This window comes from Streptomyces odontotermitis, from assembly GCF_050510915.1.
GTDB lineage: Bacteria > Actinomycetota > Actinomycetes > Streptomycetales > Streptomycetaceae > Streptomyces.
On sequence record NZ_JBNJLS010000007.1, the window covers coordinates 17,666 to 34,335 of the forward strand.

Consider the following 16,670-nt stretch of genomic DNA (forward strand, 5'->3'; position numbering starts at 1 on the left):
TGAGGAAGAAGCACAGACCGGACCGTCCGCGTGAACGGCCCGGGGTATGCCTTGTGGGTGGCCGCTCCTAGAGGGAGCGCCACCAGCAGAGACAAGGCGTGTTGGGCATGCGGACATGCTAGCGCGTGAACGCGCGGGCGACGCAGGGTCTTTGTCCCCTCACTTCCCCCGGCCGAGAGTCACCCGCAGCTCGTACCGGTCGGCCCGGTAGGTCTCCCGGCTGTCGGCGCACGGGGCGCCGCCGGCGTCGTGGGAGAGGCGGGTCGTGTGCAGGACCGGCGCCGGAGCGGAGAGGTCGAGGTGGCGGCGCTCCTGGGCGGTGGCGAGGGCGGCGCGGGCCGTGTACCGGGCGGTCGCCGGGGCGTGCCCGGCCGCGGTGAGGAGCGCGAACAGGGAGGCGCTCGTGAAGTCGGCGTCGGCGAGCGCGGGCGCCACGGCGGCGGGGACCAGGTCGTGCGAGACGCAGACCGGGAGCCCGTCGAGGGAACGCAGCCGGTGCAGCTCGAACACGGCGGCACCGGTGGGCAGTTGGAGCCGCTCGGCCTCCTCCGAGCGTGCCTTGCGGGTCCGGGTGAGCAGGACGCGGGCGGTGACGGCGCGGCCGAGGCGGCGGTTGACGTCCGCGAACCCGGCGAGGGCCGAGGCGTCCGCCGCGTGCGTGAAGCCGACGTCGGCGACCCGCCACCCGCGCCGGGGCGACGAGTCGACGAGGCCCTCCTCCTTGAGCGCGGTCAGGGTGCGGCGCAGCGTGACGCGGCTGACGGCGAGCTGTTCGCACAGATACCGCTCCGAAGGCAGCCGCTGGCCGGGGGCGAGGGCGCCGGTCGCGATGGCGTGCGCCAGGGACTGCTTCGCGAGGAGATACGGGGGCTGGGCGCCGTCCGCCGGTACGGGATCGAAGCGGGGGGCGCCGGGCTGTCGACCGTCCGGGGGCGTCGCGTCTCGGGGCATCGAGGGGCCTCTCTGCGGTGCGGGGGCGTGCCGTGTGCGTGTTTCGGCTCAGGGCCCGAGGGGGGCGGTACGGGGGCCGAAGGACCCCCGTCCAACTGGTATGGCTCTGGTATATCTGGAAGAGCAGGCAGGGGGGACACGCCACGCCGGGACCGCGGCACCGAACCGCGGCCGCCCGGCAGCCGCCTCCGACCGGAAGGACCCACACATGTCCCGCATCCTCGACCTGGACAGCACCCAGCTGGCAGCCCTGCGCGGCCGCGCCCTGACCGCCTCCGTCGCCGCCAGTGAGGGCCGCGCCGTCGTCGGCGAGGTCTGGCCCGGCACCGCGATGCTCGCCAGTGCGCACGAGACCGGCGGCGTCTCCAACATCGAGCTGGTGGCCGCCTTCGGCGGTGACATCGTCATCCTCAACATGCTGGAGAAGGTCTTCGACGGCGAGCGCTGGAACCTGCCCGTCCTCGGCGAGTTCGCCTCCCTCGCGGACCTCGCCGACTTCGTGGGCCGCCCCATCGGCGTCAACCTCGAACCGGGCGACGTGCCCGAGGGGCGCAAGGCCACCGACGACAACGCCCGCCGCCTCGTCGACCAGGGCGCCGCCCTGCTGTGCGTGACCGCCAACCCGGCCACCGGCGCCGACCTCGCCGACATCGCCCGCACCAGCGAGCGGCTGCGCGCCGCGCTCGGCGACGACGCGGCGATCTGGTCCGGCAAGATGCACATGGCCGGGCGCTCCGAGCCCCTGGACGCGGTCGGGATGACGGCCGTGGCCGAGGCCGGGGCCGACGGCGTCCTGGTGCCGCTGCCCGGCACCGTGCCCGGCGTCACCCGGGAGATCGCCGCCGAGGCCGTGCGCGGCATCCACGCAGCCGGGGCCATCGCCATGGGCACCATCGGCACCAGCCAGGAGGGCTCGCACCGGAACCTCGTGCCCCAACTCGCCCTGACCGCCAAGGAGATCGGCGTCGACGCCCACCACATCGGCGACGCCTACGTCGCCGGGGCCATGGACCCCGAGTTCCTCTACGCCTACTCGGTGGCGATCCGCGGCCGCCGCCACACCTGGCACCGCATGGGCCGCAACGGCCGCAAGCGCGGCTGAGCGCCCGCGCCGGCGCCCGCGAGCGGTCCGCGCCCGGGCGACGTGCGGCCGACCCACCCCCGTCGGATCATGGAAGACCGGTTCGGCGCAAGAGCCGGGGCCACGGACGGGAGGACGCCGGTGGAGCTGGACTCCTCGTCGCCGCGGCCGCTGCTGTCCGTGGCGCCCGATACGGTGCTCGCGGCCGCGGGGGCGGCCGCCGCGGCCGCACCCCTGGGCCGCGAGTACCGGATCCTGCGGCAGATCGTGGAGGGCACACAGGCCGGCGTCGCGGTCCTCGACACCCGCCTCCGCTACCTGTACGTCAACCCGCACATGGCCCGCATGAACGGCCTGCCCGCCGCCGCGCACCTGGGCCGCACCCTCGCCGACGTCGTGCCCGGCGTGTCCCGGCCCGAGGAGGTCCTGCGCGCGGTGCTGCGCGACGGGCGCCCCCGTGAGCTGGTCGGCTCGGGCCGCACCCGGGCCATGTCCCCGTACGAGCACCGGGTGTGGCGCAGCACGTACCACCGGCTGTACGGCCCGGACGGCGCGGTCGTCGGGGTGGTGGGCATCGGCCTGGAGGTCAGCCAGCCGCGCCAGTACCTGCGGAACCTGGAGCGCGCGCATCTGCGCATGACCCGGCTGCACACCGCCGAGGCGCGGATCGGCACCACCCTGGACACCGACACCACGTGCCAGGAGCTCGCCGACTTCGTGGTGCCGGGGCTCGCGACCGGCGCGACCGTCGAGCTGGTCGTCGAGGACGTGCCGGGGCGGCCCTGCCGGGTTCCCGCGGGCGTCACGCGGCTGCGGCGGGCGGCCGTGAGCGCGCAGGAGGGGTTCCGGGAGAAGCTGCGGCCGCTCATCGACGGCGGCGACGGGGACGACGGAGCCGGGGGCGAGTACACCGATCACGGCCCGGACTCGCCGGTGCGCGGCTGTCTGGAGGGCGGGCGGCCCCTGCTGCGGAACCTGCCGGTGACCGGGCCCGTGCCCGGCCCCGACGGGGAGCGGGCGGGACACGGGCCCGACGAGGAGCGGGCCGCCCGCTACCGCGCCGCGGGCGTCCACTCGGTCCTGGTCGTGCCCCTGGCCACCGGGGAGCGGACGATCGGCACACTCGCGATGGTCCGGCTCTGGCCCGCGCCCGCCTTCACCCGCGACGACACCGCGGTGGCGCAGGAGCTCGCCGAGCGGGCGTCGCGGGCCCTGGAGCGCTCCCTGCAGTTCGCCCGGGAGCACACCATGGCCCTCGAACTCCAGCGGGCGCTGCTCAGCGAACCGTCCGTGCCGCACCCGAACCTGGAGACGGCATCGCGCTATCTGCCCGCCGACGACAGCGCCGTGGTCGGCGGCGACTGGTTCGACTCGCTCGCCCTGCCCGAGGGGCGCAACCTCTTGGTCATCGGGGACGTGATGGGGCACGGGGTGGAGGCGGCCGTGGCCATGAGCCACTACCGGTCCATGCTGCGCGCCCTCGCCGCCACCGGACTGCCGCCGCACCAGGTCCTCGCCCAGGCCGACCACATGGTCGCGGCCTCCGGCTTCGACCGCGTCGCCACCTGTCTGCTCGCGCTCGGCGACTCGGCCGCGGGCACGATGACGTACGCGAACGCGGGCCATCTGCCACCGCTCCGGCTCACCCCGCAGGGCCGGGCCGAGCTGCTGCCCCTGGCGGCCGGGCCCCCGCTCGGCACCGGGCTCGGCGGCTACGAGAGCGTCGTGCGGCCCGCCCTGCCCGGGGGCACCCTGCTGCTCTACACCGACGGTCTGGTGGAGCGCAGGGGCGAGGACATCGACACCTCGCTCACCCGCCTGACCCGCCTGCGGCTTGGTGCCGGGGACGGCCTGGAGCAGATCCTCGACGACGTCCTCGCCCAACTCACCGACGGGCGGGCCCACGACGACATCGCCCTGCTCGCGGCCCGGCAGCGCGCCAGGCCCGAGAGCTGAGCGCCCGGTTCACGAAGGGGCCCGGCCTACTCGACCAGCGACTGCGTGCCGATCACCGACAGCAGCGCGAGCCGCTCGGCGTCCTCGCTGCCGGGCTCGGCCGTGTAGACCATGACGCGCACGTCGCTGCCCGCGACCGTGAGCACGTCGCAGTCCAGCGTGAGGGCGCCCACCTCCGGGTGCGCGATCGTCTTGCGCGACGCCTCGTGGCGGCCGACCGCCCCCGTGTCCCACAGCCCCGCGAACCGCTCGCTGTGCGCGCGCAGTTCGGCGATCAGGCGCCGCAGCCGCCGGTCCGCCGGATAGCGGCGCGCGGCCTCGCGCAGATCGCCGACCACCGCGCTCTCCAGGGCCTCCTGCGACTGCGTGGTGTGCCGCACCCGCTCGTTGGTGCCGAGGAAGGTCCGCCACGCGCCGTTGCGCTCCCGGCCGTGCCGCTCGCCCATCAGCGCCGTGTACAGCGGATTGGTCAGCAGCAGCGTCCACGAGGCGTCGGAGACCGCGACGGGCGTCCCGGTCAGCCGGTCCAGCATCCGGTGCACGCTCGGCGTGATGTACGCGGGCACGGTGCCCTGCCCCGGAGGTACGAGCCCGGCGGCGTGGAACAGCCGCTCGCGCTCGGCGCCCGACAGACGCAGCGCCCGCCCCAGCGCCTCGACGACCTGCTCCGAGGGGTTGGCGGCGCGGCCCTGTTCCAGGCGGGTCACATAGTCGACGGAGATCCCGGCCAGCAGCGCGAGCTCCTCGCGGCGCAGCCCGGCCGCGCGGCGGTGCCCGCCCGCCGGGAGCCCGGCCGCAGCAGGGGAGACCCGGTCGCGCCGGTGCCGCACCATCCGCCCGAACTCCGTGGTCGCCATGCCCCCACTGTGCACCGCCGCGCGCCGCTCTTCCTGGTACTGCGAGTCCCAGGAAGACCGGACTCCTGGCTCCCCCCGCCCGGCCGCCGCAGGCTGGACCCATGACCACCACACTGATCACCGGAGCCAACAAGGGTCTCGGCCTCGAGACCGCCCGCCGGCTCGTCGCCGCGGGGCACACCGTCTACATCGGCAGCCGCGACGCCGGACGCGGCCGCCGCGCCGCGGAGCAGCTCGGCGCGCGCTTCGTCCAGCTGGACGTCACCGACGACGCGTCCGTGGCGGCCGCCGCCAGGACCGTCGAGGCCGACGGCGGGCTCGACGTCCTCGTCAACAACGCGGGTATCGAGTCGCGCGGCCCGGACAACGGCATGATCGGTGCCGCCGAGCTGACCGCCGACATGATGCGGGAGACCTTCGAGACGAACGTCTTCGGCGTGGTGCGCGTCCTGCACGCGTTCCTGCCGCTCCTCGCCCGCTCGGCCGCCCCGGTCGTCGTCAACGTCAGCAGCGGCCTGGCCTCGCTCGCCCATGCCACCGACCCGGACCACCCGGCCCACGGCTACCCGGGCGTCGCCTACCCCGCCTCGAAGACGACGGTCAACATGCTCACCGTCCAGTACGCGAAGGCGTTCCCGACGATGCGGATCAACGCGGTGGAGCCCGGCTTCACCAAGACCGACCTGAACGGGAACACCGGCGTCCAGACCGTCGAGGAGGGCGCCGAGATCATCGTGCGGATGGCGCTGGTGGGCGCGGACGGACCGACCGGCGGCTACGTCGACGCCCGGGGCACCCTGCCCTGGTAGCCGAACCCCGTCCCTAGGGGAGGGCGCCCGCGAGGACCGTCGTCACGACCTTCCGTACGGCATCGGCCGTGGGCGGCGTCGCGTGCCGGTCGGCGAAGAGCAGGTGCCCGGCGCCGACCAGCGTGGGCGCGAGCGTGCCGACGTCGGCGTCCGCCGCGAGCCGGCCCTGTGCGCGCTCGGCGTCCAGGTAGGCGGCGAGCATCGCGGTGGCCTCCGTCAGGAGGGGGATGCCGACCGGGGTGAACTGCCGCAGCCGGGCGCGCAGTTCGTCCCGCGAGGTGATGAGGCCGACGATCGCGACGGCGACCGACTCGAAGAGGTCGGTGAGGGTCTCGGCGAGGCGGTCCGCGACGTCGGCGGTCCCGGCGGCCGAGCACAGGGCGGCGCGTCGCCCCTCGATCCGGGCGACCCGGTCGCGGACGAGCTCGGCGAGGAACGCGTCGAAGTCGTCGAAGTGCCGGTGCAGGACGCCCTTGGCGCAGCCCGCCTCGGCCGTGACGGCCCGGCTGGTCAGGGCGCTCGGGCCGTCCCGGAGCAGGACGCGTTCGGCGGCCCCGAAGAGCTGCTCGCGGGGGTCACGGATGGCCACGCCGGTCGGCACCGGAACGTCCTCCTTCTCGACGAGTGGGCATGTGCCCGCTTATGGTGGGCACATGCCCACTATACCGCCGGAGCGCGGCCCGCTCCGGGAGACGACCCGTGCGCAAGAGCCCCACCAGGCACGGGAGATGGCGGAGTCCTTCGGCACGGACCCGGCCCGCTACGACCGCGCCCGCCCCCGCTACCCCGACGCCCTGATCGAGCGGATCGTCGCCCGGGGCGAGGGGCCCGGCCGCCCGGACGTCCTCGACGTGGGCTGCGGCACCGGCATCGCCGCCCGTCAGCTCCAGGCCGCCGGGGCGCGGGTGCTCGGCGTCGACGTGGACGCGCGCATGGCCGCCTTCGCGCGCGAGCGCGGCCTCGACGTGGAGGTGGCCGCCTTCGAGACCTGGGACGCCGCGGGCCGTACCTTCGACGCCGTCGTGGCCGGGCAGACCTGGCACTGGATCGACCCGGTCGCGGGCCCGGCCAGGGCCGCCGACGTGCTCAGGACCGGCGGGCGCCTGACCGTGTTCTGGAATGTGTTCCTGCCCGCGCCCCAGGTGGCCGTGGCCTTCGCCGAGGTCCATCAGCGGGTCCTGCCCGACGCCCCGTTCAACCCCTGGACGAAGTCTACGGCCGACGGCTACGCGCCGCTCCTCGCCAAGGTGTCGGAGGGCATACGGGAAGGGGGCGCCGGACGGTTCGACGGCCCCGAGGAGTGGCGCCACGACTGGGAGCGGACCTATCCGCGCGACGCGTGGCTGGAGCAGCTGCGCACCGGCGGGGACGCCTCCCGCATTCCCGCCGACAAGCTGGAGTTGCTGCTCGCGGGCGTCGGCGAGGTCATCGACGGGATGGGCGGCGCGTTCACCATGCCGATCCGCACGATCGCCCTCACGGCGGTGCGCACGGCGAGCGGCTGAGGCGCGCCGGGTTCAGCCCTTGTCCCGCAGGTCCACGATCCGCTTGAACTTCCCCACCGAGCGCTCGATGGTCTCCGGGTCGACGATCTCCACGGCCACCGACACCCCGAGGTCGTCCTTGACCGCCGCCGCGATCTCCCGGGCCGCGGCCTGACGCCGCTCCGGCGTCGTGTCGGCGCGGGCCTCCGCGCGGACGGTCAGCGCGTCCATGCGGCCCTCGCGGGTCAGCCGGAGCTGGAAGTACGGGGCGACCCCCGGGGTGCGCAGCACGATCTCCTCGACAGCCGTCGGGAAGAGGTTGACGCCGCGCAGGATCACCATGTCGTCGCTGCGGCCGGTGACCTTCTCCATCCGGCGGAAGATCCGCGCCGTGCCGGGCAGCAGCCGCGTCAAGTCCCTGGTCCGGTACCGGATGACGGGCATGGCCTCCTTGGTGAGCGAGGTGAAGACCAGCTCGCCGCGCTCGCCGTCCGGCAGCACCTCGCCCGTGATGGGGTCCACGACCTCCGGGTAGAAGTGGTCCTCCCAGATGTGCAGTCCGTCCTTGGTCTCCACGCACTCCTGCGCGACACCCGGGCCGATCACCTCCGACAGGCCGTATATGTCGACCGCGTCGATCGCGAACCGCTCCTCGATCTCGCGCCGCATCCCCTCCGTCCACGGCTCGGCGCCGAAGATGCCGACCCGCAGCGACGTCGTGCGCGGGTCGATGCCCTGCCGCTCGAACTCCTCCAGGAGCGTCAGCATGTACGAGGGGGTGATCATGATGATCTCGGGGCGGAAGTCCTCGATGAGCCGCACCTGGCGCGCGGTCATGCCGCCCGACGCGGGGATGACCGTACAGCCGAGCCGCTCCGCCCCGTAGTGCGCGCCGAGGCCGCCCGTGAACAGGCCGTATCCGTACGCCACATGGACCTTGTCGCCGGGCCGGCCGCCCGCCGCGCGGATCGAGCGGGCCACCACGTCCGCCCACATCGTGAGGTCCTGCTCGGTGTAGCCGACCACCGTGGGCTGTCCCGTGGTGCCGCTCGACGCGTGCAGGCGGCGCACCTCGGACTGCTCCACCGCGAACATCCCGAAGGGGTAGTTGGCGCGCAGATCCGCCTTCGTGGTGAACGGGAACCGGGCCAGGTCGGCGAGCGACTGGCAGTCCTCGGGGCGCAGGCCCGCCTTGTCGAAGGCGGCGTGGTAGTGCGGCACGTTCTCGTACGCGTGCAGCAACGTGTCCTGGAGACGCTCCAGTTGGAGGGTGCGAAGCTCCTCCGGGCCGAGCCGTTCCGCCGCGTCAAGCGAAGCCGTCATGGGGAGCCTCTCCCTCCGGAAGGGTCGACCGATCATTCGTTCGTCGATCTTCGTCCGAGGTCAGTAATTCAGGAGCGAGGGCGGGCGTCAAGAGATCGCGCGGTGACGATTCGGCCTGGTGGGCGCGGGGTGCGGACCGGGTTCGCGGGGTGCGTGATGGCATGTGGCACGGGGCAGGAGCCAGTGGCAACGGCACGTAGCATGCCGCCGGTCCGCACCGATCGCGAAGGGGACACCCGTGCAGCACACCGCCTCGTCCACCGCCCGCCGCGCCCTGACCGTGGGAGCCCTGGTCTGCGCCCTGCTCGCGGGGGAGGGCGCGGCCGTCGCCGCGTCCGCGCCGCCGGCTCCCCGTCACGCCTCCGCGCCCGCGCACAGCGGTCCGTACGGCGAACTGAGGACCCTCGCCGACCTCTCCGCCCAGCGCCTGGCCACCTCCGACCTGGTCGCCGCCGCCAAGTACGGCACGGACAGCCCCATCGACGACCCGGCCCGCGAGCGGCAGGTCCTGGACGACGTGGCACGGCAGGCGCGGGAGCTCGGGGCCGACCCGGCGGCGACGGTGCGGATCTTCCGGGACCAGATCGAGGCCAGCAAGGTCGTGCAGCGTGGCCTGTTCCGGCGGTGGGACGCGCACCCCGAGCAGGCGCCGGCGGAGCGGCCCGACCTCGCCGAGGTGCGCAAGGAGATCAACCGGATCAACGGTGAACTGGTGGGCGCCATCGCGCGGTCGGGGTCCGCGCGCTCGGCGCCGTGGTGTGCGGGGCTGCTGACCGCCGGTGCCGCGCACGTCCGCCACGAGCGGCACCTGGACGGCCTGCACGCGCTCGCCCTGGCCCGCTCGCTGCGGTCGGTGTGCACGGTCACCGGCAGTCAGGGCTGACTCAGTCCCGCACCGCCGCCGCCCCCGCCGCCACCGACTTCGCCCAGCGGTAGTCCGCCTTGCCGCTGGGGGAGCGCTGGATGCGGTCGGTGAAGACGACCGCCCGGGGGATCTTGTACCCGGCGAGGCGGGTGCGGCAGTGGGTCTGGACGGACGTCAGGTCCAAGGGGTCCGCGCCGTCGCGGAGTTGGACGACCGCGGCGACGCGGTTGCCCCAGCGCTCGTCGGGCACCCCGGCCACCAGCGCGTCGTAGATGTCGGGGTGGGACTTGAGTGCCTGCTCGACCTCTTCCGGATAGACCTTCTCGCCGCCGGTGTTGATGCACTGCGAGCCGCGGCCGAGGACGGTCACGATGCCCTGGTCGTCGACGGTGGCCATGTCGCCGAGGAGCACCCAGCGCACGCCGTCGCGCTGGAAGAAGGTCTCGGCCGTCTTCTTCGGGTCGTTGTAGTAGCCGAGCGGTACATGGCCGCGCTGGGCGATGCGGCCCACCTCGCCGACCGGCACGGGCTCGTACGAGCCCGGGTCCACCACGATCGTGCGTTCGTTGACCTCCAGGCGGAAGCCCTTCTCCGGGCCCGAGTCGTCCGTCGCCTTGCCGTTGGAACCCGACTCGGACGAGCCGAAGTTGTTCAGGAGCAGCACGTTCGGCACCAGCTCCTGGAACTGGGCGCGCACGGACTCCGACATGATCGCGCCCGACGACGAGACGCTGAACAGGGAGGAGAGGTCCGTGCCCTTGAGCGGGCCGGTCAGGGCGTCGATGAGCGGCCGCAGCATGGCGTCGCCCACCAGGGAGATGCTGGAGACCTTCTCCTTCTCGATGGTGCGCAGCACCTCTTCGGGCACGTACTTGCGGTGGATGACCACCCGCTGGCCGTAGTTGAAGGCGATGAACGAGGTGAGCGTCGAGGTGCCGTGCATCAGCGGGGGAGCGGGGAAGAAGGTGAGGCCGGGGCTGTTCTTCGCGACGCGCTCGGCCAGTTCCTCGGGCCGGCTCACCGGGTCGCCCGTCGGCTCGCCGCCGAAGAGCCCCGCGAAGAACAGGTCCTCCTGGCGCCACATGACGCCCTTCGGCATGCCGGTGGTGCCGCCGGTGTAGATGATGAACAGGTCGTCGGCGGAGCGCGGGCCGAAGCCGCGCGTGGGCGAGCCCGCTGCCTCCGCGTCCTTGAACGGCGTGACGTCCAGGGGAGGGGCGTCCTCGGGAGGGGGCCCCACCCGCACGAGGTGCCGCAGCTTCTCCGTCTGCGGCAGGGCGGCGGCCACGCGCGCGGTGAACTCCGCGTCGAAGACGAGCGCCGCGAGGTCCGCGTCCCGGTAGAGGTAGATCAACTCCTCTTCCACGTACCGGTAGTTGACGTTCACCGGCACGAGGCGCGCCTTGAGGCAGGCGAGCACCGTCTGGAGGTACTCGACGCCGTTGTAGAGGTGCAGGCCCAGGTGCTCGCCCGGCTTGAGGCCGCTGTCGATCAGGTGGTGGGCGATGCGGTTGGCGGCCGCGTCGAGTTCGGCGTAGGTGAGGCGGCGCTCCGCCCCCGTCCCGGGGTGGTCGATGTACACGAGCGCCTCGCGGTCGGGGACCACGTCGACGACCGACTCGAACAGGTCGGCAAGGTTGTACTCCACCGCTCCTCCTGACCCCGGCTGCTACTGACTCGGCGGTCATTAGAGCGCCGCGGGCGAGAAGTGGGAAGGGGGCGGGGCAAGAAATCTGACTGACTGTCAGAAAGCTATTGAAGTGAACCCCCCACTCCTGCAACCTGTTCTAGGTCTCGAGACGGGAGGACGGCAATGGGTGGGACGGAACACCTGACCGTGCGGCGCGAGGGCGCCACGCTGGTGCTCACTTTGAACAGGCCGGAGGCGAAGAACGCGCTCTCGCTTCCGCTGCTCGTGGGCCTGTACGACGGCTGGCTCGAAGCCGACGCGGACGACTCGATCCGCTCGGTCGTACTGACGGGCGCGGGCGGCGACTTCTGCGCGGGCATGGACCTCAAGGCCCTCGCGGGCAAGGGCATGGACGGACAGGCGTACCGGGACCGCATGAAGGCCGACCCCGATCTGCACTGGAAGGCGATGCTCCGCCACCACCGGCCGCGCAAGCCGGTCGTCGCGGCGGTCGAGGGCTACTGCGTCGCGGGCGGCACGGAGATCCTCCAGGGCACCGACATCCGCGTGGCCGGGGAGTCCGCGACGTTCGGGCTCTTCGAGGTCAAGCGCGGGCTCTTCCCCATCGGCGGCTCCACGGTCCGGCTGCCCCGGCAGATCCCCCGCACCCACGCCCTGGAGATGCTCCTGACCGGCCGCCCGTACACGGCCGCGGAGGCCGCCGCGGTGGGGCTCGTCGGGCATGTGGTCCCGTCGGGGACGGCGCTGGACAAGGCGCTGGAGATCGCCGGACAGATCAACGCGTGCGGGCCGCTCGCCGTGGAGGCGATCAAGGCTTCGGTGTACGAAGCCGCCGAGATGACCGAGTCCGAGGGTCTCGCGGCCGAGCTCAAGCGGGGGTGGCCGATCTTCGACACGGCCGACGCGAAGGAGGGGGCGAAGGCGTTCGCCGAGAAGCGGGATCCGGTGTACCGGCGCGAGTGAGAGCGCCCCGCGGGGGCGCGGAACCGTGCCGATGTGCGGCTCCGCCGCGTGAGCGCGACCGGCCACAGCGCACCCGCAGAATCTCCGCCCCCCGAAGAGCGTCCCACCCCCGACACCCAGAGAGAAACGGAGCCCGCCCATGGCCCCCACCCCCGCACCGGAGGTGCTACGAGCACCTCTGGTCGTCGAGTTCCCCTTCACCCGCTCCCTCGGCCCCGTCCAGTCCGCCTTCCTCACCGGACTGCGAGAGCGCACCGTCCTCGGCGTGCGGACCGGCGACGGCAAGGTCCTCGTCCCGCCCGTCGAGTACGACCCCGTCACCGCCGAGGAGATACGCGACCTCGTCGAGGTCGGCGCCACCGGGACCGTCACCACCTGGGCCTGGAACCCCGAACACCGGCGCGGGCAGCCCCTGGACGGGCCGTTCGCCTGGGTCCTGGTCAAGCTGGACGGCGCCGACACCGCCCTGCTGCACGCCCTGGACGTCCCCGGGCCCGACGCCGTGCGCACCGGGATGCGGGTGCGGGTCCGGTGGGCCGCCGAACGGGTCGGCGCCATCACGGACATCGCCTGCTTCGAGCCGTACGACGGTCAGGAGGAAGGCCAAGTCGCCCCGCATGACGGGGAGTTCGCCGACGCCGTCAGCGGGATCGTCGCCGAGGCCCGCCTCGACTACACGTACTCCCCGGGCCGCGCCCAGACGGCGTACATCAACGCGCTCGCCGACCGGAAGGCCGTCGGCGAGCGCTGCCCCTCCTGCTCGAAGGTGTACGTCCCGCCGCGCGGCGCCTGCCCCACCTGCGGGGTCGCGACCACGGACCGGGTGGAGGTAGGGCCGCGCGGCACCGTCACCACCTTCTGCATCGTGAACGTCAAGGCCAAGAACCTCGACATCGAACTGCCCTACGTCTACGCGCACATCGCGCTCGACGGCGCCGACCTCGCGCTGCACGGCCGCATCGCGGGCATCCCGTACGACCAGGTCCGGATGGGGCTGCGGGTCGAACCGGTGTGGACCGAGGGCGGGCGCTATCCCGATCACTACCGGCCCACCGGCGAGCCGGACGCCGACTACGACACGTACAAGGAGCTGGTGTAGATGCGAGAGGTAGCGATCGTCGCGTTCGCGCAGAGCGACCACGTGCGCAGCTCCGACGAGCTGTCCGAGGTCGAGATGGTGATGCCGGTCCTGCACCAGGTCCTTCGGCAGACCGGGCTGAAGACCAGCGACATCGGCTTCACCTGCTCCGGCTCCTCCGACTACCTCGCGGGCCGCGCCTTCTCCTTCACGATGACGCTCGACGGGGTGGGCGCCTGGCCGCCGATCTCCGAGTCGCACGTGGAGATGGACGGGGCCTGGGCCATGTACGAGGCGTGGGTGAAGCTGCTGACCGGTGAGGTGGACACGGCCCTCGTCTACGCGTACGGGAAGTCCTCTCCCGGCTCGGTGCGCGACGTGCTGACCCGGCAGCTCGACCCGTACTACGTGGCCCCGCTGTGGCCCGACGCGGTCGCGCTCGCCGCGCTGCAGGCGCAGGCGCTGATCGACGCGGGGGAGACCGACGAGCCCGCGCTCGCCCAGGTCGCCGCGCGCAGCCGGGAGTCCGCGAGCGCCAACTCCCATGCGCAGGTGACGGGTTCGGTGGCACAGGGCGACTACCTGGTGCAGCCGCTGCGCAAGGGCGACTGCCCGCCCGTCAGTGACGGCGCCGTCGCCGTGATCCTCGCCGCCGGTGACCGGGCGCGCGAACTGTGCGAGCGGCCCGCCTGGATCCGCGGCATGGACCACCGCATCGAGGCGCACAGCCTCGGCGTGCGCGACCTCACCGACTCGCCGTCCACCCGGCTCGCCGCCGAACGCGCGGGCGCCTTCGAACGGCCCGTGGAAGTCGCCGAGTTGCACGCCCCGTACACCTCCCAGGAAGTCGTGCTCCGCAAGGCGCTCGGTCTCGGCGACGAGGTGAACGTCAACCCGTCCGGGGGCGCGCTCGCCGCCAACCCGATCATGGCCGCCGGGCTGCTCCGCATCGGCGAGGCGGCCGCCCGGATCCACCGCGGCGCCTGTGACCGCGCCCTCGCCCACGCCACGTCAGGTCCCTGTCTCCAGCAGAACCTGGTGGCCGTCCTGGAAGGAGACGCCCGATGAGCAGCACGACAGGCAAGGAGCCGGTGGCCGTCGTCGGCGTCGGGCAGACCAAACACGTCGCGGCCCGCAAGGACGTCTCCATCGCCGGACTCGTCCGCGAGGCCGCCCAAAGAGCCCTGGAAGACGCCCAGTTGACGTGGGCCGACATCGACGCCGTGGTCATCGGCAAGGCCCCCGACTTCTTCGAGGGCGTCATGATGCCGGAGCTGTACCTCGCCGACGCGCTCGGCGCGGTCGGCAAGCCGATGCTGCGCGTGCACACGGCGGGCTCCGTCGGCGGCTCCACGGCACTGGTCGCGGCGGGCCTCGTCGCGGCCCGGGTCCACGGCACGGTCCTCACCCTCGCCTTCGAAAAGCAGTCGGAGTCCAACGCGATGTGGGGCCTGTCCCTGCCCGTCCCGTTCACCCAGCCGCTCCTCGCGGGCGCGGGCGGCTTCTTCGCCCCGCACGTCCGCGCGTACATGCGGCGCACGGGCGCCCCCGACACGGTCGGCTCCCTCGTCGCGTACAAGGACCGCAGGAACGCCCTGAAGAACCCGTACGCGCACCTCCACGAGCACGACATCACCCTGGAGAAGGTGCAGGCGTCCCCGATGCTGTGGGACCCGGTGCGCTACTCGGAGACCTGCCCGTCCTCGGACGGCGCGTGCGCGATGGTCCTCACCGACCGGGCGGGCGCGGCCCGTTCGCCGAAGCCGCCCGCCTGGATGCACGGCGGCGCGATGCGCAGCGAGCCGACCATGTTCGCGGGCAAGGACTTCGTCTCGCCGCAGGCGGGCAAGGACTGCGCGGCCGACGTCTACCGGCAGGCCGGCATCGCCGACCCGCGCCGCGAGATCGACGCGGTCGAGATGTACGTCCCCTTCTCCTGGTACGAGCCGATGTGGCTGGAGAACCTGGGCTTCGCCGCGGAGGGCGAGGGCTGGAAGCTCACCGAGTCCGGTGTCACCGAGCTCGACGGCGACCTGCCGGTCAACATGTCCGGCGGGGTGCTCTCCACCAACCCCATCGGCGCCTCCGGCATGATCCGCTTCGCGGAGGCGGCGCTCCAGGTCCGCGGGCTCGCGGGTGAACATCAAGTGGACGGCGCGCGGCGGGCGTTGGGCCACGCGTACGGCGGCGGCTCGCAGTTCTTCGCCATGTGGCTGGTGGGTTCGGAGCCGCCGAGCACGTGAGGACGCCGGCCGCGCACCGATCCTGACGACGCGGGCTGTGCGGCGCCGGAGGCGAAAGCTAGGCTGACGGCGCAGGACGGATCGGGAGGAGCACGGACGTGGCCGACAGCACGACTCAGCAGCATCCGCTCACGGGTTGGAACAAGCCGGAGCTCGACCTCACCGGGGCCCACTGGCGCTCGAGCAGCCAGGGGCGCGGGGACGTCGAGATCGCATTCGTCGAGGGTTTCATCGCGATGCGCAACAGCGGCCGTCCCGAGAGTCCGTCCCTGATCTTCACGCCCGCAGAGTGGGGGGCGTTCGTGCACGGGGCGCGTGAGGGCGAGTTCGACCTGACGTAGGAGCTGAGCCCGCAGGACGGAGCGGGAGGGACCGGGGCAGAGTGCGCACCCGGTCCCGCCCCCGTTCCGGGCGGGCATTCTGGGTTGCGGTGGCCTGAAGTACATTGCGGCTCATGTCGACACCGAACCCGCAGCCGGGCCCGTACGGGCCGAACCCCTACCAGCAGCCCCAGGGTGCGGGATCGCCCCAGCCCTACGGCCAGCAGCCGGGCCCCTATGGCCAGCAGCCGGGCCCGTACGGACAGCCGCCCCAGGCCGGGATGCAGGGCGGGCCCCAGGCCGGGATGCCCGGTGGGCCGCCGCCGGCCCCGCCCGCGCCGCCGGGCGGACCCCGCAAGGCGGCCGGCGGCTGGGTGTGGGGACTGGGCGGCGTGGTGCTGGCGTCGGCGCTGTGGGCGGGCGGCCTCTTCGCCACGGGGAACCTCGGGTCGGACAGCAGCGGCGGTGGCGGAGGCGACGACAAGCCGTCGCTCGCCGGATACGCGTACCGGCAGAACCTCTGCGACGTCACCAAGCTGAGCGCCCTCCTGAAGCGCTACGAGCGCGACCCGCAGTCCAAGGCGGACACCCACTGGGGCTCGCAGCAGAAGACCCTCGACCAGAGCCAGTGCACCCGCAAGCTCAAGGACCCCAAGTCGTCCTCCGACTACTCCTACACCTACGTGTACGCGACGGCCGCCTGGCACAAGAAGGTCGACCCGGCCCACGAGTTCGCCTCGTACCAGAAGGCCCGCGAGGACCAGTCGCAGGACACCTACACGTACCGCACGAAGGCGGTGAAGGGCCTCGGCGACGAGGCGTTCGTGACGACGGAGACGGGCGGCAGCTCGGGCAAGAAGCAGCTCCAGAGCATGGTCGTCTCGGTCCGCGAGGGCGGGTTCACGATGGACATGCAGTGGAGCAGCTACGGCGGCCCCTCGGACGACGAGGGCAAGGCGCCGACGGCGGACGAGGTCGAGAAGATGCTCACGGCGGACACGCGCGAGGCGATGGCGGGGCTGAAGAAGTAGCCCCGCGCGTGCGCCCGTTGAGATCGTGGAGTCCCTTGAGTCCCTTGAGCCCGTTGAG

At 73.1% G+C, this 16,670-nt stretch carries 16 protein-coding genes; 11 read left to right on the forward strand and 5 right to left on the reverse strand.

The features are described from left to right. Positions 1–159: 159 nt before the first annotated feature. Positions 160–951, reverse strand: a complete 792-nt coding sequence (locus ACQB60_RS20995) for a GntR family transcriptional regulator (protein WP_496927583.1) — start codon at positions 949–951, stop codon at positions 160–162. A 208-nt stretch (positions 952–1,159) separates the two neighbouring features. Here ACQB60_RS20995 and ACQB60_RS21000 point away from each other — a divergent pair, with 208 nt between their 5' ends. Together ACQB60_RS21000 and ACQB60_RS21005 are read left to right on the forward strand one after the other, a co-directional pair. Next, positions 1,160–2,053, forward strand: coding sequence for a DUF7916 family protein (locus ACQB60_RS21000; RefSeq protein ID WP_496927584.1), 894 nt, complete (start codon positions 1,160–1,162; stop codon positions 2,051–2,053). A gap of 69 nt (positions 2,054–2,122) precedes the next feature. After that, a complete protein-coding gene (locus ACQB60_RS21005; protein ID WP_496927585.1) occupies positions 2,123–3,988 on the forward strand; it encodes a SpoIIE family protein phosphatase in 1,866 nt (621 codons plus the stop codon). 26 nt (positions 3,989–4,014) lie between these two features. Here ACQB60_RS21005 and ACQB60_RS21010 read toward each other — a convergent pair whose 3' ends face one another. Next, a complete protein-coding gene (locus tag ACQB60_RS21010) occupies positions 4,015–4,845 on the reverse strand; it encodes a helix-turn-helix transcriptional regulator (RefSeq protein WP_496927586.1) in 831 nt (276 codons plus the stop codon). Between the two features lie 101 nt (positions 4,846–4,946). Between ACQB60_RS21010 and ACQB60_RS21015 the strand changes: the two genes are divergently transcribed. Next, positions 4,947–5,654 carry an SDR family NAD(P)-dependent oxidoreductase gene (locus tag ACQB60_RS21015; RefSeq protein WP_496927587.1) on the forward strand — a complete coding sequence of 236 codons (708 nt, stop codon included), beginning with the start codon at positions 4,947–4,949 and terminating at the stop codon, positions 5,652–5,654. 13 nt (positions 5,655–5,667) lie between these two features. On the opposite strand, the gene ACQB60_RS21020 is transcribed toward ACQB60_RS21015, so the two are convergent. Continuing rightward, positions 5,668–6,255, reverse strand: coding sequence for a TetR/AcrR family transcriptional regulator (locus ACQB60_RS21020; RefSeq protein ID WP_496927588.1), 588 nt, complete (start codon positions 6,253–6,255; stop codon positions 5,668–5,670). Positions 6,256–6,307: 52 nt separating this feature from the next. Between ACQB60_RS21020 and ACQB60_RS21025 the strand changes: the two genes are divergently transcribed. Continuing rightward, the gene (locus tag ACQB60_RS21025; protein WP_496927589.1) at positions 6,308–7,159 is read left to right on the forward strand and encodes a class I SAM-dependent methyltransferase; all 852 of its coding nucleotides are present in this window, start codon (positions 6,308–6,310) and stop codon (positions 7,157–7,159) included. 12 nt (positions 7,160–7,171) lie between these two features. On the opposite strand, the gene paaK is transcribed toward ACQB60_RS21025, so the two are convergent. After that, positions 7,172–8,461, reverse strand: a complete 1,290-nt coding sequence (paaK, locus tag ACQB60_RS21030; protein ID WP_496927590.1) for a phenylacetate--CoA ligase PaaK — start codon at positions 8,459–8,461, stop codon at positions 7,172–7,174. Positions 8,462–8,699: 238 nt separating this feature from the next. Here paaK and aroQ point away from each other — a divergent pair, with 238 nt between their 5' ends. Continuing rightward, positions 8,700–9,344, forward strand: coding sequence for a gamma subclass chorismate mutase AroQ (gene aroQ / locus ACQB60_RS21035; RefSeq protein ID WP_496927591.1), 645 nt, complete (start codon positions 8,700–8,702; stop codon positions 9,342–9,344). A gap of 1 nt (position 9,345) precedes the next feature. Here the strand turns inward: aroQ and ACQB60_RS21040 are convergent, their stop codons facing one another. Further along, the gene (locus ACQB60_RS21040) at positions 9,346–10,974 is read right to left on the reverse strand and encodes an acyl-CoA synthetase (protein WP_496927592.1); all 1,629 of its coding nucleotides are present in this window, start codon (positions 10,972–10,974) and stop codon (positions 9,346–9,348) included. A gap of 165 nt (positions 10,975–11,139) precedes the next feature. Between ACQB60_RS21040 and ACQB60_RS21045 the strand changes: the two genes are divergently transcribed. The 6 genes from ACQB60_RS21045 to ACQB60_RS21070 all read left to right on the forward strand — a co-directional run bounded on the left by ACQB60_RS21045 (position 11,140) and on the right by ACQB60_RS21070 (position 16,612). Next, a complete protein-coding gene (locus ACQB60_RS21045; protein ID WP_496927593.1) occupies positions 11,140–11,940 on the forward strand; it encodes a crotonase/enoyl-CoA hydratase family protein in 801 nt (266 codons plus the stop codon). A 139-nt stretch (positions 11,941–12,079) separates the two neighbouring features. After that, positions 12,080–13,039: a Zn-ribbon domain-containing OB-fold protein gene (locus tag ACQB60_RS21050; protein ID WP_496927594.1), complete on the forward strand. Its 960-nt coding sequence runs from the start codon at positions 12,080–12,082 to the stop codon at positions 13,037–13,039. Further along, complete coding sequence (locus ACQB60_RS21055; protein WP_496927595.1) at positions 13,040–14,086, forward strand: thiolase family protein; 1,047 nt, start codon at positions 13,040–13,042, stop codon at positions 14,084–14,086. Further along, complete coding sequence (locus ACQB60_RS21060; RefSeq protein ID WP_496927596.1) at positions 14,083–15,261, forward strand: thiolase family protein; 1,179 nt, start codon at positions 14,083–14,085, stop codon at positions 15,259–15,261. Before ACQB60_RS21055 ends, ACQB60_RS21060 begins: the two co-directional genes overlap by 4 nt. Before the next feature lie 98 nt (positions 15,262–15,359). Further along, positions 15,360–15,602, forward strand: coding sequence for a DUF397 domain-containing protein (locus ACQB60_RS21065; protein ID WP_496927597.1), 243 nt, complete (start codon positions 15,360–15,362; stop codon positions 15,600–15,602). A gap of 113 nt (positions 15,603–15,715) precedes the next feature. Then, positions 15,716–16,612 carry a hypothetical protein gene (locus tag ACQB60_RS21070; protein ID WP_496927598.1) on the forward strand — a complete coding sequence of 299 codons (897 nt, stop codon included), beginning with the start codon at positions 15,716–15,718 and terminating at the stop codon, positions 16,610–16,612. The last annotated feature ends 58 nt before the right edge of the window (positions 16,613–16,670 follow it).

Excerpts from the sequence above, each read along its gene's own strand:
- ACQB60_RS20995 (WP_496927583.1), bottom strand. The coding sequence starts at position 951 with ATGCCCCGAGACGCGACGCCCCCGGACGGTCGACAGCCCGGCGCCCCC.
- ACQB60_RS21000 (WP_496927584.1), top strand. The coding sequence starts at position 1,160 with ATGTCCCGCATCCTCGACCTGGACAGCACCCAGCTGGCAGCCCTGCGC.
- ACQB60_RS21005 (WP_496927585.1), top strand. The coding sequence starts at position 2,123 with ATGGAAGACCGGTTCGGCGCAAGAGCCGGGGCCACGGACGGGAGGACG.
- ACQB60_RS21010 (WP_496927586.1), bottom strand. The coding sequence starts at position 4,845 with ATGGCGACCACGGAGTTCGGGCGGATGGTGCGGCACCGGCGCGACCGG.
- ACQB60_RS21015 (WP_496927587.1), top strand. The coding sequence starts at position 4,947 with ATGACCACCACACTGATCACCGGAGCCAACAAGGGTCTCGGCCTCGAG.
- ACQB60_RS21025 (WP_496927589.1), top strand. The coding sequence starts at position 6,308 with ATGCCCACTATACCGCCGGAGCGCGGCCCGCTCCGGGAGACGACCCGT.
- paaK (WP_496927590.1), bottom strand. The coding sequence starts at position 8,461 with ATGACGGCTTCGCTTGACGCGGCGGAACGGCTCGGCCCGGAGGAGCTT.
- ACQB60_RS21045 (WP_496927593.1), top strand. The coding sequence starts at position 11,140 with ATGGGTGGGACGGAACACCTGACCGTGCGGCGCGAGGGCGCCACGCTG.
- ACQB60_RS21050 (WP_496927594.1), top strand. The coding sequence starts at position 12,080 with ATGGCCCCCACCCCCGCACCGGAGGTGCTACGAGCACCTCTGGTCGTC.
- ACQB60_RS21055 (WP_496927595.1), top strand. The coding sequence starts at position 13,040 with ATGCGAGAGGTAGCGATCGTCGCGTTCGCGCAGAGCGACCACGTGCGC.
- ACQB60_RS21060 (WP_496927596.1), top strand. The coding sequence starts at position 14,083 with ATGAGCAGCACGACAGGCAAGGAGCCGGTGGCCGTCGTCGGCGTCGGG.
- ACQB60_RS21070 (WP_496927598.1), top strand. The coding sequence starts at position 15,716 with ATGTCGACACCGAACCCGCAGCCGGGCCCGTACGGGCCGAACCCCTAC.